The following is a 14048-nucleotide window of genomic DNA, read 5'->3' as shown; positions in this document are numbered from 1 at the left end:
CTCACCGACGCCCGCCGATGCGGGAGCGCAGCACGTCGATGCGCTTCTGGATCTGCTCGATGCTCGCCTGCGCCACGGCCGGGCCCCCGCTGATGCGGCGGAGTTCGGCGTGGATCGCGCCGTGCGGTTCGTTCGAGTGCCGCGACCAGATCGAGACGAGCCGGTGCAGCTCCGACCGCTGTTCCTTGATCGTCTGGTACATCGGGCGGTCCTCGGCGACGGGGGCCTTCGGCATCCCGTCCTTCGGGGTCCGCCCCCTGGCGCGCTTCGCCTGGGTCGCCTGCCGCGCACGCAGCAGGTCGCGCACCTGGTCGGGTTCGAGCAGCCCAGGGATGCCGATGAAGTCGAGCTCCTCGAGCGAACCGACCTCGCCGCCGGTGCCGAACTCGCCGCCGTCGTAGAGGACGCGGTCGAACGACGCTTGCGAGTCGAGCGCCTCGAACGGCTGGACCTCGAGAAGACTCTCGGACGCCCGGTCCTCCTTGTTGGCCTCGGCGACCATGGCGTCCTCGGGGTTGTACATCCCGTCGTCGGCGTCCTTCGGGCGGTCCAGCGCGTGGTCGCGCTCGAGCTCGAGCGACGCCGCGAGGGCCATCAGCCCCGGCACGCTCGGCAGGAACACCGACGCCGTCTCACCACGGCGCCGCGCACGCACGAAGCGACCGATCACCTGGGCGAAGAACAGCGGCGTGCTGGCGCTCGTGGCGTACACGCCGACGCAGAGCCGCGGGACGTCGACGCCTTCCGACACCATGCGGACGGCGACCATCCAGCGCGACGTGTCGTCCGCGAAGGCACTGATCCGGCTCGACCCGGCGGCTTCGTCGGAGAGGACGACCGTGGGCCGCTCCCCCGTGATCTGCTGCAGGATGCGGGCGTACGCGCGCGCCGTGGTGGTGTCCGTGGCGATGACGAGCCCGCCGGCGTCCGGCACACCACGGCGGACCTCGGTCAGGCGCTTGTCGGCCGCGGAGAGCACTGCCGGCATCCACTCGCCCTCGGGCGAGAGCGCCGTGCGCCAGGCCTGGGCGGTGATGTCCTTCGTGACCTGCTCGCCCAGGGACGCCGACATCTCGTCGCCCATCCGGGTCTTCCAGCGCATCTGCCCCGCGTAGGCCATGAACAGCACGGGACGGACGACGCCGTCCTTGAGCGCGCGGCCGTAGCCGTAGTTGTAGTCGGAGATCGAGGTGCGGATGCCCTGCTCGTCCGGGGCGTACTGCACGAACGGGATCGGTGCTGTGTCGGACCGGAACGGGGTGCCCGACAGGGAGAGGCGTCGGGTGGCCTTCGAGAAGGCCTCTCTGATGCCGTCACCCCAGGTCAGGGCGTCGCCGCCGTGGTGGACCTCGTCGAGGATGACGAGCGTCTTGCCACCGGCGGTGATCTTCTGGTGGACCTCGGGGTTCATGCCGACCTGGGCGTACGTGATCGCCACGCCCTGGTAGTGCCGGCCGAACATGCCGTCGCCGTTCTTGAACATCGGGTCGATCCGGATGCCGACGCGGTCGGCGGAGTCCGCCCACTGCCGCTTGAGGTGCTCGGTCGGGGCCACGACGACGATCCGGTCGACGGTGCCCCGGGCCAGCAGCTCGGTGGCGAGGCGGAGCGCGAACGTCGTCTTGCCGGCGCCGGGGGTGGCCGCCGTGAGGAAGTCGCGCGGCTCGGTCTCGAAGTACTTCGTCAGCGCTTCGACCTGCCAGGCGCGCAGCTTCGACGCGGTCCCCCAGGCGGCGCGGTCCGGGAACGCCGGCGACAGGTTCTGGACGGCCGAGTTGCCGGCTGCCTCGGCAGCGGCGACCGCTTCGTCGTGGGCGACGACGGGGTGCTCGGGTGCGGCGGGTGCGTCGTCCCACAGCGCCGCGGACTGGTCCCCGGCAGCTGGCTGATCGGTGTACTCGGCTGCGCTCACTTCGGAGGATTCTACCGTCACCCTCGGTCCTGCCGAGCGTGCGGGACGTGCCCCTCGGGCGTGCCGCGGACCAGGGAAGCCGGGCGGAGCACGCCCGCACCGAAGCGCGCGGCGACCGCGTCGACCGTGGTCTCGGTGTCGCGCCACGGCGCGTCGTCGTCCCACAGCGCGTTGCTCGCCGCGGCCGGCACGAGGTTCTCGCCCCGGACGCCGATGAGCCGGATCTGGTTGCCCGGCCGGTGCAGGACGTCGTAGAGCTCGACGGCTTCGCGGTGCAGGCGCTTGGCGACGTCGGTGGGTTCGGCGAGGGTGCGCGACCGGGTCAGCGTGGTGAAGTCGGTGTAGCGGACCTTGAGCGCGACGGTCCGGGCCTGGACGTCCGCGCGCCGGAGCCGGACGGCCACCTTGTCGGCGAGACGCAGGAGTTCACGGGCGACGTCGTCGCGCTCGGTCAGGTCGCGCCCGAAGGTCATCTCGTGCCCGATCGACTTCTCGCCGACACCTTCTTCGACCACCCGGGGGTCCCTCCCCCAGGCGAGGTCGTGCAGCCGCTGCCCGCCGGCCGGACCCAGCGCCGAGACGAGCGAACCGAGCGGTGTCGTCGCGAGGTCGCCCACGGTCCGGATGCCGCGACGCTCGAGGGTCTCCTGGGTCTTGCCGCCGACGCCCCACAGCGCGGACACCGGCTGCGGGTGCAGGAACGCGACGGTGTCGGCAGCCGGGACCACGAGGAGGCCGTCCGGCTTGGCGCGGCTGGACGCGAGCTTCGCCACGAACTTGGTCGACGCGGCACCGACGGAGCAGTGCAGGCCCGTCTCGGCGAACACCGCGGCACGGATCGCGCGGCCGATCTCCCACGGGGTGCCGTAGAGCCGGATCGCGCCAGCGACGTCGAGGAACGCTTCGTCGATGCCGAGTCTCTCCACCCGCGGCGTGAAGCGGTCGAACACGGCCATCACGGCGTCGGACTTTGCGCGGTACTTCTCGAAGTGCGGTTCGACGATGATCGCGGCCGGGCACCGACGCTTGGCCACGGCCATGGGCATGGCGGAGTTCACGCCGTACTTGCGCGCTTCGTACGTGGCGGCGGTCACCACGGAGCGGTCGGAGTCGTGCCCGACGATCACCGGCAACCCGCGGAGGTCCGGCCGGTCCAGCAGCTCGACGGAGGCGAAGAAGGCGTCCATGTCGACGTGCAGCACGCTCGCCGTCAGGTCGTCGACGGGCGCGTCGGACACCAGTCGGTTGCGTCCGTCCTGCTTGCTCACACGGCGATGATGCCAGGCCCCACCGACATCGCCCCGACGACCGTCGCGTGGTGGCGGTCGGCGAGCAGCGCGAGCGCCTCGTCGATGCGCCCGAGCGCGTGCGCGACGGTCTCGACCGCGCGCTCGTCCGGGCGTCCCGAGGCCGCCGCGACCGCCTCGTCGAGCTGGTCGCCGACCCGTACCCACACCGCCGCCGACGTGGCGGAGCGTGGGCCGGCCACGATGCCGTCCGCGAGGTGCGCGATCGAGGAGGCGAGGCTCTCGGCCGCACCACGCAGGGCGGCCGGTGGGTCCTGCGGGGCCGCACCGAGCCTCCCGGCTGCCTCGCGCGCGAACGTCGCGGCCGCCTGCAGGGACGCGCGCGTCCTGGCGTCGGCGCGGGCCGGCCCGCCGGTCGGGAACCGGACCATCGGCCGCAGGACCGCGTCGAGTTGGTAGGTGGCCGCGTCGACGGCGCGCGACCGGGCGCGCAGGTCCGTCACCGTCACCTCGGTCGGTCGGGAGGCGCGGTCTGCCTCCGCCGCGTCACCCGCCTCCGCCTCGTCGTCGGCCTCGACCCCCACCAGCGCGAGCACGAACGCGCGGACCGCGACCAGCTGCCGCCGCACCGCGCGCCGGATGACGGCACGGGTGGCGATCGGGAAGACGACCGCGCTGACGAGCACCGCGACCGCGGCGCCGAGCAGGTTCTCGGCGAGCCGCATCGGGATGAGGGAGTCGGTGAAGGTGCCGGAGAACGCGTACACCTGGCAGAGGACGACCACGAGGCACGCGGCCCAGACCGAGTACACGCCACCGAAGCCGTACGTGCCGACGGCGAGCAGGACGCACACGAGCACGATCGTCACCCACGGGTGCGTCGTGCCGAGCAGGTGCACGAGGACGATGCCGACCGCTCCCCCGACGACCGTCCCGACCCCGCGGTGCAGGCCCTTCCGGATCCGTTCGTGCGTGGTGTTCGTGCCGGCGAGGACGATCATCACGCCGATGACACCCCAGTAGAACCGGCTGCCGTCGAGCATGAGGGCGAGGGGCTCGACGATCGCGACGGCGATGGCGGCGTGCACGGCGGTCCGGAGTGACGCCGTGAGGTGCCAGCGTCGCCACGGCCCCTCGGCGACGGTGTCCGCGAGGACGGGCACGGCTCCGGCCGGGCGTCCACCGGCCAGGATCACCGGCGTGGTGAACGGGACACCGGCTCCGCGGCGGGGCAACTCGTCGCGGAGTTCGCGCCACCGGAGGCCGGCGGACCGCAGGTCGGCGAACTCGGCGGCCATGCGGCGCACGATCGCCGTGGTCCGGGATCCCTCGTCGGCGGCCGAGGCCGTGATCCCGTAGCGGGCGAGCAGGGTGTGTGCCGCGTCCTCGCCGTGGCTGCCGCCGTGCCGGAGGACGACCGTGAACGCCCGGAGCGCGGCGTGCCGCACGTCCGACGGTGCGCCGTGCTCGACCAGCGCCCCGGCCCCGCGACCGAGCTCGTCGATCGCGAAGTGCGTGTCGAACACCAGTCGGTGCAGTTCCTCGGCGGCGGTGTCCGCGTCGACCCCGCTCGCAGCGAGCATGCCGTCGACCGTCAGGGCGATCTCGTGGTACCGGTCGCGGGCCCGTCCGAGTCGACGGACGGCTCGGCGTCGGGCGCGGGGGTCGTCAGCGGCGGCGCCGACGGTCCCGGCGGCGAGGACGGCCGCGGAGGCCTCGAGCACGTCAGAACCCCGGGCGACGAACCCGCGACGGGTCCGGAGCAGCGCACGGTGCGGGTTCGGCCGGAACAGGAGCCGGACGACGATCGTCACGGCGAGGGACCCGGCGACGACGAGCCCGAGCGGGACCACACTCGTCTCCGGGAGCGGCAGCAGGAGCCCGCACAGGTACCCGGCGAACCCGACGATCGCCGCGTCCGCCGCCCATGCTCCCCACGACGCCGCCGCGAACTGCAGGAACAGCAGCACCACGATGAGGACGAGTTCGAGCAGACGGAACGGCTGCAGGGCGATGCTCCCCGCGAGCGCGACGACGAACGGCACGAGGACCGCGCCGGTGCGCGCGGCGGTCCTGCCGGTGCTCGGGTCGACGATCACCAGGCAGGTGATGAACGCCGGCATCGCGCCGATCATCACGCCGAGGATCGCCGGGAGCCCGTACGCCGTCGCGATCGCGTACCCGACGGCCATGCCGGCCGGGACGGCGACGAGGGTGCGGAGGGCTCCCTCGGTCTTCACGAGCCCGGGGTCGAGCGCGAGGGCACGGTCGGTCAGTCGCTGGGTGCGGGTCCGTCGCCGCGGGGCGGTCCGGTTCGTGGTCTCGGTCCTCGGCACGCTCCGGCCGCCTCCTGTTCGCTCGGGAGGTCAATGGTACCGCAAGCGAACTAGTTTCGAGGGGGGGCGTCGGCGTCGGGCACGGTGCGAGGTTCCGACCAGTGTGCGAGGGGTACGGGCTCCCACAGTGCGCGGAACCTCGCACCGTACGGCCGGCCGTGCGCGCAGACCTCGCGCGGCCCTCGCGCGCCCCTCGCACGGTGCGAGGGGCGCGCCGCGCGTCAGGCGAGCGGCCCCAGCACCGACGCGGCGATCGTCCGCGCCGCCGAGTCCCGCGACGACGGGTGGTACTGCCCCGCCCGGACGTCCCGCGCCAGGCGCGCGAGCTCGCCACCCGCCCGGTAGGCCCCGCCACCGACCACCCGCATCGCCTCGTCCACCACGTGCTGCGCCGCGTCGACCGCGCGGGCCTTCGTGCCGACGAGCAGCGGGAACCACCGCGGCCCGAAGTCGTCCAGCTCGTCGACCGACCGGGCGAGCGAGGACACCTGCAGCTCGATCGCGTCGACCGTCCCGCGCATGTCCGCGATCGCCCGGCGCACGTCCGGGTCCTCGGACCGCGGCGTTCCGTCCAGCGATTCGCGCGACCGCACCGCGGACACCGCCAGCGACACCGCACGCGAGGCGATCCCGACGTACACCGAGGCGATGAGCAGCTCGAACGACGCGAAGATACCGAACACGAGCGGGTCCTGGTTCGGCCCGACGGGCAGGGTCCGCACGATCCGGTCGGCCGGCACGTGCACGCCGCGGAGCTCCGTCGTCCGGCTCTGGGTCGCCCGCATCCCGAGCGTGTCCCAGTCGTCCAGGTGTTCGACGTCCCCGTCGGACCGCAGCACGAAGCCGTGCACGAGGCGCGGTTCGGGCCCGGACTCGTCCTTGCCGAAGACGCTCAGCACGTCCCACGCCGGTGCGAGCGACGTGAACACCTTCGTGCCGGTGAAGCGGTAGCCGCCGTCGCCGTCCGGCTCCGCCGTCGTCAGCGAGTCGAAGAGCACGGCGTCGTTGCCCGGCTCGCTCACGCCGAACGCGAGCAGGTGGTCGTCCGCCGCGTGGTCGGTGACGGCCTGGAGGAACGACTCGCCTCGCGCGGACACGGTGCGGGCCGCCTGCACCCAGACCTGGTGCATCCCGAGGCCCAGCGCCGTCGCCGGCGCGGCCTCCGCGAGCCGCCGCTGCACCGCGGAGGTCGCGGCGAGCCCGAGTCCGGCACCGCCGCGTTCGACGGGCACGCCGAGCCGCAGGTACCCGGCCGCCCGGAGTTCGTCGAGGTCCTCGGTGCAGAACGCGTTCGCGGCGTCGTAGCCGGGCGCACGGGCGGCGATGCGCTCCAGCAGCTCGTCGCCCAGCACCGCCGCGGGGTTGGCCTTCGTCATGCCACGAGACTATGGTCCGAGACGTGTCAGATCGTCATCCGTGGTCCAGGTACGTCGCGATCGGTGACTCGTTCACCGAGGGGATCGGTGACCCCGACCCCACCGTGCCAGGCGGGAACCGCGGCTGGGCCGACCGCGTCGCCGAGGTCCTGGCGAACCAGACCGACGACTTCGCCTACGCCAACCTGGCGATCCGCGGGCGTCTGCTCCAGCAGATCATCGACGAGCAGGTCGAACCGGCCCTCGCGCTCCGCCCGGACCTCGTCACGGTGTCGGCCGGCGGCAACGACATCATCCGTCCCGGATCCGACCCGGACGAACTCGCCGAGCGGGTGGACGCGATGGTGTCCCGGTTGCGGAGCGACGGCGCGACCGTGGTGCTCTTCACCGGCCCCGACGTCGGGATGACCCCCGTGCTCGGGATGGTCCGCGGCAAGACGGCGATCTACAACGAGAACCTGCACGCCATCGCGCTGAAGCACGGCGCCCTCGTGGCGAACATGTGGGCGCTCCGGGTCCTCCGTGACCCGCGGATGTGGGCGCCGGACCGGCTGCACCACTCCCCGATGGGTCACGCCACCGTCGCGGCCGCCGTGCTCGACGCGCTCGGCGTCGAGCACGGGCTCGAACCGTTCAACCCGGAACCGCTCGAGGCGCGCCCGTGGCGGGAGGCCCGCGCGGAGGACCTCGGCTGGGCGCGCGAGTACCTCGTCCCGTGGGTGGTGCGGCGGATCAAGCACACGTCCTCCGGCGACGGCGTGACCCCGAAGCGCCCCGAACTGCAGGACGTCGTCGAGCACAAGTCCGACACCCCGTAGTCGGAGCCGTGCTGTCGACGGGACGCACTCCATGTCGCCCACGACGGCTCACGAGACCCGCCGACGGCGCGCGTGGCACCCGATCCAACCGAACACCTCGTCGCCGTTTCTCCGGCCGCACCGCCCTCTCGACGACCGATCGGCCATCGGACACCTCGTGCGGCGGTGGTGTCAGTGGGTTGGACTGTTTCGCCGGCCGACCGCGAGCAGGATCGTCGGGATGAGCGTCAGCGCGACGATGCTGGCTCCGATGAACGCGGGGCCTGCGACGCCGGTGGTGTCCAGCAGGCCGCCCACGATCGCGGTTCCGATCGCGGTGCCGAGGTTGAACGCGGCGACGGTGAACGCTGAGCCCAGGGGTGCTGCGTTGCCGGCGGCGTGAACGGCGGTGTGGATGAGTTCTCCGTTGGCGCTGAGCCCGAACAGGCCGAGGATGGCGACGAGGACGCCGGTGAGGATCGGCTGGTCGGTGATGATGCCGATCAGGACGAGCAGGACGGAGCTCGCGGCCGGAGTCACGATCGTGACGAGCCCGGGCCGGATGTCGCCGAGGCGGCCGCCAAGGAGGGTCCCGATGAAGGAGCCGATGCCGAAGGCGGTCAGCACGACAGGGATGAGGTGGGCAGCAAGGCCCGCGCGGTCGGTGAGCAGGGGTGCGATGTAGGAGTATGCGGCGACGACGCCGCCCGTGGTCGTGGCGCAGGCGAGGAGCGTGAGCCAGAGGCGTCCGGAGCGGAGCCCGGTGAACTCGCTCCTGATCGAGGTGCGCTGGCCGCTGGCGGTGTCGTGGGGGACGAAGCGGGCGACCAGGACGGCGAGGAGAACCGCTGCTGCAGCGATGGCCCAGAAGGTGCCGCGCCAGCCGACGGCCTGGGCGAGGAGCGCACCGACGGGGACTCCGAGAACGGTACCGAGCGATCCGCCGGCGCCGACGACTCCCTGGGCGCGGGAGCCGAGCTGCGGTCCAGCGGCGCGAGCTGCGACGACGGACCCGACGGCCCAGAACGCTCCGGTAGCGAACGCGGTGACGAACCGAGCGACGAGCAGGACGGTGAAGTCCTGAGCGATCGCGACGACGACGTGGCCGGCGACGAACAGGGCGAGCGCGAGCAGGAGCGCGAGCCGCTTCGGGAGGTGGATGGTCAGCAGCGTCATCAGGGGCGAGCCGATTATCATGCCGACAGCGAAGACGGTGATGAGCAGTCCCGCGCGGCCGATCGATACACGCAGGTCGCTGGCGACTTCCGGGAGGATGCCAGCGATGACGAACTCGGTCGTGATCATCAGGAACGTGCCGACCGCGAGCACCGGCACGACGATCGGGAGCCTCTGCGTGCCGGCGGTCGAGGCGGCGGTTGCGCGGGTGCTGGTCGGTGCGTTCATCGAGAGGTCTCGTTTCGAGTGAGGCGGCGGCGTGTTCGCGCAGCGTGTTCGCCGGAGCGCGCGCGAGTTGCCCCTCTGGTCGAGCGGGGAGTGAGGGGAAGGGTCACCGGGTGGTGGCGCGGGCGCGTTCGGTGATCTGTTCGCTGACGGCCCAGGACGCAAGGAGTTTCAGGGCGTCTGCGGTGGGTGTGCCGGGGGCGGCGGGGTAGACGGTGAGAGTGTGGCCGGGGAGGTCTTCGAGTTCCATCCCTTGGAAGGGCAGTTCGAGGAGCCCGACGGTGGGGTGCTGGAAGCTCTTCGCGCCGGAGTAGTGGCGGCGGACGTTGTGGGCGGCCCAGCGGGTGCGGAACTCGTCGCTGCGGACGGAGAGTTCTCCGACGAGGGCTGCGATCCCGGGGTCGTGGGGGAAGCGTCCGGCGTCGCGGCGGAGGATCGCGACGTTGACGTTCGCTGCGCGGTCCCAATCAGGGTAGAAGTCGTAGGCGCGCGGGTTGAGGAAGATGAACCGGGAGTGGTTGGCAGGGCGGGCGGTGCCGCGGTACATGTCGGAGTACAAGGCGTAGCCGAGCGTGTTCGCGGCGACGATGTCCATACGGTTGTTGCCGACGATCGCGGGCGCGTCGGTGATCGCGTCGAGCATGTACTGCACGGTCGCCGGCAGTTGTGTCGAGACGGTCGGTTTCGTGCGGGGTCGGGTGGGGCTGGTGTTCGCGGCGCGGGCGAGGTCGTACAGGTGGTCGTGCTCTGCACGGTCGAGTTGCAACGCCGATGCGATCGCGTCGAGCACGCTGTCGGATGCGCCGGTGAGGTTCCCGCGTTCAAGGCGCGTGTAGTAGTCGACGCTGACGCCTGCCAGCCGCGCGACTTCTTCTCGGCGGAGCCCTGTCACGCGTCGGCGGGTCCCGAACTGCTGGACGCCGGCCTGTTCGGGCGTGATGCGCCCACGGCGTGACGAAAGGAATTCACGCACCTCAGCTCGGTTGTCCATGCCTCCACCGTAGAGCCGTGGCCTGCACCGGAGAGAGGTTCTGCGAAACCCCGTTTACTCAGAGCCTCACTCCCACGTCCTGGTCGTTGTTGCATGGTCCTCGACACGAAGGGAGCCCATGAGGACGATCGATGGCTCCGCCCAGCCCGGGCTGGCACGCGCGCCCTTCCGAGGTGATCGACCCGCTGCGTTGCTCTGCACTGTCGTCACGATCATCACGCTGGGGGCCCTCGCGGGCTGCGCCTCGTCCGCCCCGACGAGTACCCCACCTGCGGTGACCACCACCCACAGTGCGACGCCTACGACGGAATCAGAGAACATGACCGCAATCACCATCGAGTTCGACGGCCGCGAGGTGCACGGCACCCTCGCGGACAACGCCACTGCCCGCTCACTGCTGGCACAACTGCCGCTGACGTTGTCGTTCAGCGACTACGGCGGCCAGGAGAAGATCGCCCGCCTCTCGCAGCCGTTGAGTACCGATGGAGCCGCAGCCGCCAGCGACGCTCCCGCATGGACGATCGGGTACTACGTCCCGAATCAGGCGCTGGTGCTGTACTACGACGACGTCGGACAGTTCAACGGCATCGTGCCGATCGGCACCTACGACACCGCGGGCGACGCGATCACCCGATTGAGCGAGTTCACCGCAACGATCCGAAAGACAAGCTGACGATGGCAGAGAACGACGAGCAGACCGGTTGGACCGGCGGGCAGAAGGCCTTCGGGGACTTCGCCCCCGGCCTGGTCCACTACACGGACAAGGTTCTCTTCGACGAGGTCTGGGAACGCCCTGCCCTGTCCAAGCGTGACCGCAGCTTCATCACCATCGCGGCGCTCACCGCGCTCGGGAAGACCGACCAGCTGCAGTTCCACCTCGCCTACGCCCGGGAGAACGGCGTCACCGACGACGAGCTGCAGGAGGCTCTGCTGCAGCTGGCGTTCTACGCCGGTTGGCCGAACGGGATGGGCGCCGCCGCCGTGTTGAAGAACATCGTCGAGAACGACCAGTGACCGCGGCTCCGAACGCCGCCCGACCGAACGGGAGCACACCATGACCACAACCGATTTCGAGCAGCCCTTCCCGACCGGCGACCCGAACGACGCGTTCGCGCAGTACTTCACGGGGCAGAGCTTCAACGCACCCGTCGTCGATAGCGGCGTCCCGGTGAACAACATCACCTTCGAGCCCGCATGCCGCAACAACTGGCACATCCACCACGGCGACAACGGCGGCGGTGATCAGATCCTCATCTGCACCGCCGGGTCTGGCTGGTACCAGGCAGAAGGCGCCGACCCGATCAGCCTCACCCCCGGCACCGCCGTCCGCGTGCCCGCCGGTACCAAGCACTGGCACGGCGCGAAGGGCGATTCCTGGTTCTCGCACCTGGCGTTCATCACGCCCGGCGAGAACGTCAGCAACGAGTGGCTCGAGCCCGTCACCGACGAGGTGTACGACGCCCTGCCGAAGAACGGAACGAACGCATGAGCACCCTCACCGACACCTACAACCTCTCCAACGGCGTCGAGATCCCGAAGATCGGTCTCGGTACCTGGATGATGGACGAGGACGAGGCCGAGCAGGCTGTCCGCGACGCCATCGGCGTCGGCTACCGCAACATCGACACCGCGCAGGCGTACGGCAACGAGCGCGGCGTCGGCAAGGGCGTTCGCGCCTCCGACGTCGCCCGCGAGGACCTGTTCGTGTCCTCCAAGCTCGCTGCCGAAATCAAGGACCACGACGCCGCCGTCAGGGCGATCGACGAGTCCCTGGCGAAGCTCGACATCGGCTACATCGACCTGATGCTCATCCACGCTCCGCAGCCGTGGGACGACTTCCGCGGCGGCGACTACGCCGAGGGCAACCGCGCCGCGTGGCGGGCCCTCGAAGCGGCACACCGGGCAGGCAAGGTCCGCGCGATCGGTGTCTCGAACTTCCTCGAACAGGACGTGCAGAACATCCTCGACGGCGGCACCATCACCCCACACGTGAACCAGCTCCTCGTCCACGCCGGGAACACTCCCACGGATCTGTTGACGTTCTGCGCGGACAAGGGCATCCATGTCGAGGCGTACTCGCCCATCGCGCACGGCGAGATCCTCGACAACGCCGACCTGAAGACGATGGCGGGCAAGTACGACGTGTCCGTCGCGCAGCTGTGCGTCCGCTACGTCGTGCAGCTCGGCACCGTCGCCCTGCCGAAGACCGCGAACGTCGAGCACATGCGCTCGAACGCTGCGGTCGACTTCGTCATCTCCGACGAGGACATGGCCACGTTGCAGCAGCTGCACGAACGCGACTACGGCGACTCCAGCGACTTCCCCGTGTACAGCGGCAAGTAGCCACCCGCTCCCACGTGCCCCGCCAGCCGTCCGTGCGAAGCACATGCGTTCCCTGAGGCCGCCGCTGCCGTCCGTTTAGCGATCCGCTACCGAACACAGGAGAAGCCCCCGGGCAGCGAGGGCTGCCCGGGGCTGGGTTGCTGCTCGTTCGTCACGGCCCTCGGCGTGCCCGAGGCAGCGCAGTTCGATGCCGCGTCCGCGCTGGTGCACCACGTCCTCGGCGTCGCGAGCCAGTACGACGTCGGGCAGAACCTCGACCAAGCCGAGGCCGACCGACGGGGATTCATCGAGTCGTCAGCCTCCCCGCTAGTCGCGCCGGACAGTGGTCAGTACCCCTTCCTGGTGCGCATCGAGCAACAGCTCGTCGAGCACGACGACCGTCAACAGTTCCACGCGGGAATCGAGATCATCCTCACCGGCATTGCGGCGCTTCGCGGCGAGGGTTCCTGATGGAGGCGCTGAGCGCATGGAGCGGCTTCCTCGGTGCGTGGCTCCTCGTCGCGGGCCCGCTCTACCAGGGTGTGCTCGAGCTCCGAGAGGAAGACACCGACCAGACCGGCGCCGACCCGACGTCGCCGATCGCGCCGCCACCGCCGCCGTCGCCGTGGTGGTGGCTCCTGCCCCCGGTGATGCTGGTCCTCCGTCGCCGGCGCAGCATCGCGTACCACCGCACGGTCCTCGCGGTGCTGACGCCGCAGCAGCGCGAGCACCGTGAACGCTTCATCCAGAAGGCGACTGGTTGGTTCGTCGTCGCGGTCGGCGGCTCGTTCATCGCGGTCAAGGAGACGTGGGAACTCGCCGAGCACAACGAGTGGCACCCCGCCGTGTTCGTGCTGGTCCTCGTCGTCATGCTCGCACTCGTGGGCGGGAACACAGCCTGGCAAGCCAGCCGCTGGTCCCGCAGAACGGGCCCCGAGGACATCGAGAAGGAGCAGCGCGGACAGCCGATGGATCATCGGACGCAGTTGCCGGGAAGTTCACACCTCCCAATCTGACTGGTACGTCCTGCCGCGGAGCAGACTCGCGAGTTCGACGTGCACCGTCATGGTTTTGTCCAGCCGAGCCGCTCTGTCGGTGTTGAGCATGCCTGCTTCCCAGTCCCGCTCCGAGAAGTACGCCGTGTACGGGTTCACCACGCACTTGAAGTCGAGCATCAGGGACTGCGCGAGGACGCCGGTCGCCATGTAGCTGTGCGGTAGTCCGGCAGCGCACACGAAGGTGACCACCTTGTCGAACCACGCAGCGCGCCTTCCGTACCCAGTCGCGCCCGTGGCCTCGATGAATGACTTCACCGTCGATGATGGAGCCCAGTTGTAGATCGGGAACGCCAACACCACACCGTCGGACTCCCGGATGACGTCGTGCAGCACACCGAAAGCTTCACTGTCGAACACCCGGTCGTTGTCGAACGCCGGTAATGCAACCGTTGCGAGGTCGACGACCTCTGACCGGTGGCCCCTCGCTGTCAGGAGGGCTACGGACTGATCGGCAAGCTGGCGACTGGAGCTGGCGGGATCGAGGCTGCATGAGATGACCGGCAGACGCAGGGAGACCATCCCTGCACGGTATCGAGTCCGGAGTGGCACAGCCCGTCTCGACAGCTGGTCGGCTACTGGACGCGCCAACCCCGTGGCTGTGTCGGCAC

The 14048-nt window shown here is 70.6% G+C and carries 14 protein-coding genes; 7 read left to right on the top strand and 7 right to left on the bottom strand.

Annotated features, from left to right (window positions below; translation table 11 throughout):
* Window position 1: 1 nt before the first annotated feature.
* From CRP27_RS01935 to CRP27_RS01920, 4 genes are all read right to left on the bottom strand, one after another.
* Window positions 2-1759: a DEAD/DEAH box helicase gene (locus CRP27_RS01935; protein ID WP_097179597.1), complete on the bottom strand. Its 1758-nt coding sequence runs from the start codon at window positions 1757-1759 to the stop codon at window positions 2-4.
* 170 nt (window positions 1760-1929) lie between these two features.
* Window positions 1930-3180 carry a DNA polymerase IV gene (dinB, locus tag CRP27_RS01930; RefSeq protein ID WP_097179076.1) on the bottom strand — a complete coding sequence of 417 codons (1251 nt, stop codon included), beginning with the start codon at window positions 3178-3180 and terminating at the stop codon, window positions 1930-1932.
* Window positions 3177-5495 (bottom strand): FUSC family protein, encoded by a 2319-nt coding sequence (locus tag CRP27_RS01925; protein ID WP_097179075.1) that lies wholly within the window; start codon window positions 5493-5495, stop codon window positions 3177-3179. Before CRP27_RS01925 ends, dinB begins: the two co-directional genes overlap by 4 nt.
* A 221-nt stretch (window positions 5496-5716) precedes the next feature.
* Complete coding sequence (locus tag CRP27_RS01920) at window positions 5717-6871, bottom strand: acyl-CoA dehydrogenase family protein (protein ID WP_097179074.1); 1155 nt, start codon at window positions 6869-6871, stop codon at window positions 5717-5719.
* 23 nt (window positions 6872-6894) lie between these two features.
* Here CRP27_RS01920 and CRP27_RS01915 point away from each other — a divergent pair, with 23 nt between their 5' ends.
* Window positions 6895-7689 carry an SGNH/GDSL hydrolase family protein gene (locus CRP27_RS01915; protein WP_079238902.1) on the top strand — a complete coding sequence of 265 codons (795 nt, stop codon included), beginning with the start codon at window positions 6895-6897 and terminating at the stop codon, window positions 7687-7689.
* 171 nt (window positions 7690-7860) lie between these two features.
* Here the strand turns inward: CRP27_RS01915 and CRP27_RS01910 are convergent, their stop codons facing one another.
* Both CRP27_RS01910 and CRP27_RS01905 read right to left on the bottom strand, forming a co-directional pair.
* Complete coding sequence (locus CRP27_RS01910) at window positions 7861-9072, bottom strand: MFS transporter (RefSeq protein ID WP_097179073.1); 1212 nt, start codon at window positions 9070-9072, stop codon at window positions 7861-7863.
* A 103-nt stretch (window positions 9073-9175) separates the two neighbouring features.
* The gene (locus tag CRP27_RS01905; RefSeq protein ID WP_097179072.1) at window positions 9176-10060 is read right to left on the bottom strand and encodes a helix-turn-helix transcriptional regulator; all 885 of its coding nucleotides are present in this window, start codon (window positions 10058-10060) and stop codon (window positions 9176-9178) included.
* 274 nt (window positions 10061-10334) lie between these two features.
* Between CRP27_RS01905 and CRP27_RS01900 the strand changes: the two genes are divergently transcribed.
* The 6 genes from CRP27_RS01900 to CRP27_RS01875 all read left to right on the top strand — a co-directional run bounded on the left by CRP27_RS01900 (window position 10335) and on the right by CRP27_RS01875 (window position 13398).
* A complete protein-coding gene (locus CRP27_RS01900; RefSeq protein ID WP_141399656.1) occupies window positions 10335-10733 on the top strand; it encodes a cyclophilin-like fold protein in 399 nt (132 codons plus the stop codon).
* Window positions 10734-10735: 2 nt separating this feature from the next.
* Entirely contained in the window at window positions 10736-11074 is a 339-nt protein-coding gene (locus CRP27_RS01895; protein ID WP_097179070.1) for a carboxymuconolactone decarboxylase family protein, read from the top strand.
* A gap of 40 nt (window positions 11075-11114) precedes the next feature.
* Window positions 11115-11549: a cupin domain-containing protein gene (locus CRP27_RS01890; RefSeq protein ID WP_097179069.1), complete on the top strand. Its 435-nt coding sequence runs from the start codon at window positions 11115-11117 to the stop codon at window positions 11547-11549.
* Window positions 11546-12403 carry an aldo/keto reductase gene (locus CRP27_RS01885; protein ID WP_097179068.1) on the top strand — a complete coding sequence of 286 codons (858 nt, stop codon included), beginning with the start codon at window positions 11546-11548 and terminating at the stop codon, window positions 12401-12403. The genes CRP27_RS01890 and CRP27_RS01885 overlap by 4 nt, the downstream gene beginning before the upstream one ends.
* Before the next feature lie 81 nt (window positions 12404-12484).
* Window positions 12485-12853, top strand: a complete 369-nt coding sequence (locus CRP27_RS01880) for a TetR/AcrR family transcriptional regulator C-terminal domain-containing protein (RefSeq protein ID WP_097179067.1) — start codon at window positions 12485-12487, stop codon at window positions 12851-12853.
* Complete coding sequence (locus CRP27_RS01875) at window positions 12853-13398, top strand: hypothetical protein (protein ID WP_097179066.1); 546 nt, start codon at window positions 12853-12855, stop codon at window positions 13396-13398. Before CRP27_RS01880 ends, CRP27_RS01875 begins: the two co-directional genes overlap by 1 nt.
* Here CRP27_RS01875 and CRP27_RS01870 read toward each other — a convergent pair.
* The gene (locus CRP27_RS01870) at window positions 13381-13959 is read right to left on the bottom strand and encodes an NADPH-dependent FMN reductase (protein WP_097179065.1); all 579 of its coding nucleotides are present in this window, start codon (window positions 13957-13959) and stop codon (window positions 13381-13383) included. The genes CRP27_RS01875 and CRP27_RS01870 overlap by 18 nt on opposite strands.
* Window positions 13960-14048 lie beyond the last annotated feature (89 nt).

The organism is Curtobacterium sp. 314Chir4.1, from assembly GCF_900215175.1.
In the GTDB taxonomy this organism is placed as follows: Bacteria; Actinomycetota; Actinomycetes; order Actinomycetales; family Microbacteriaceae; genus Curtobacterium; species Curtobacterium pusillum_A.
The sequence above is the reverse complement of the archived record's forward strand: the minus strand, read 5'-3'. Positions and strand labels throughout refer to the sequence as shown.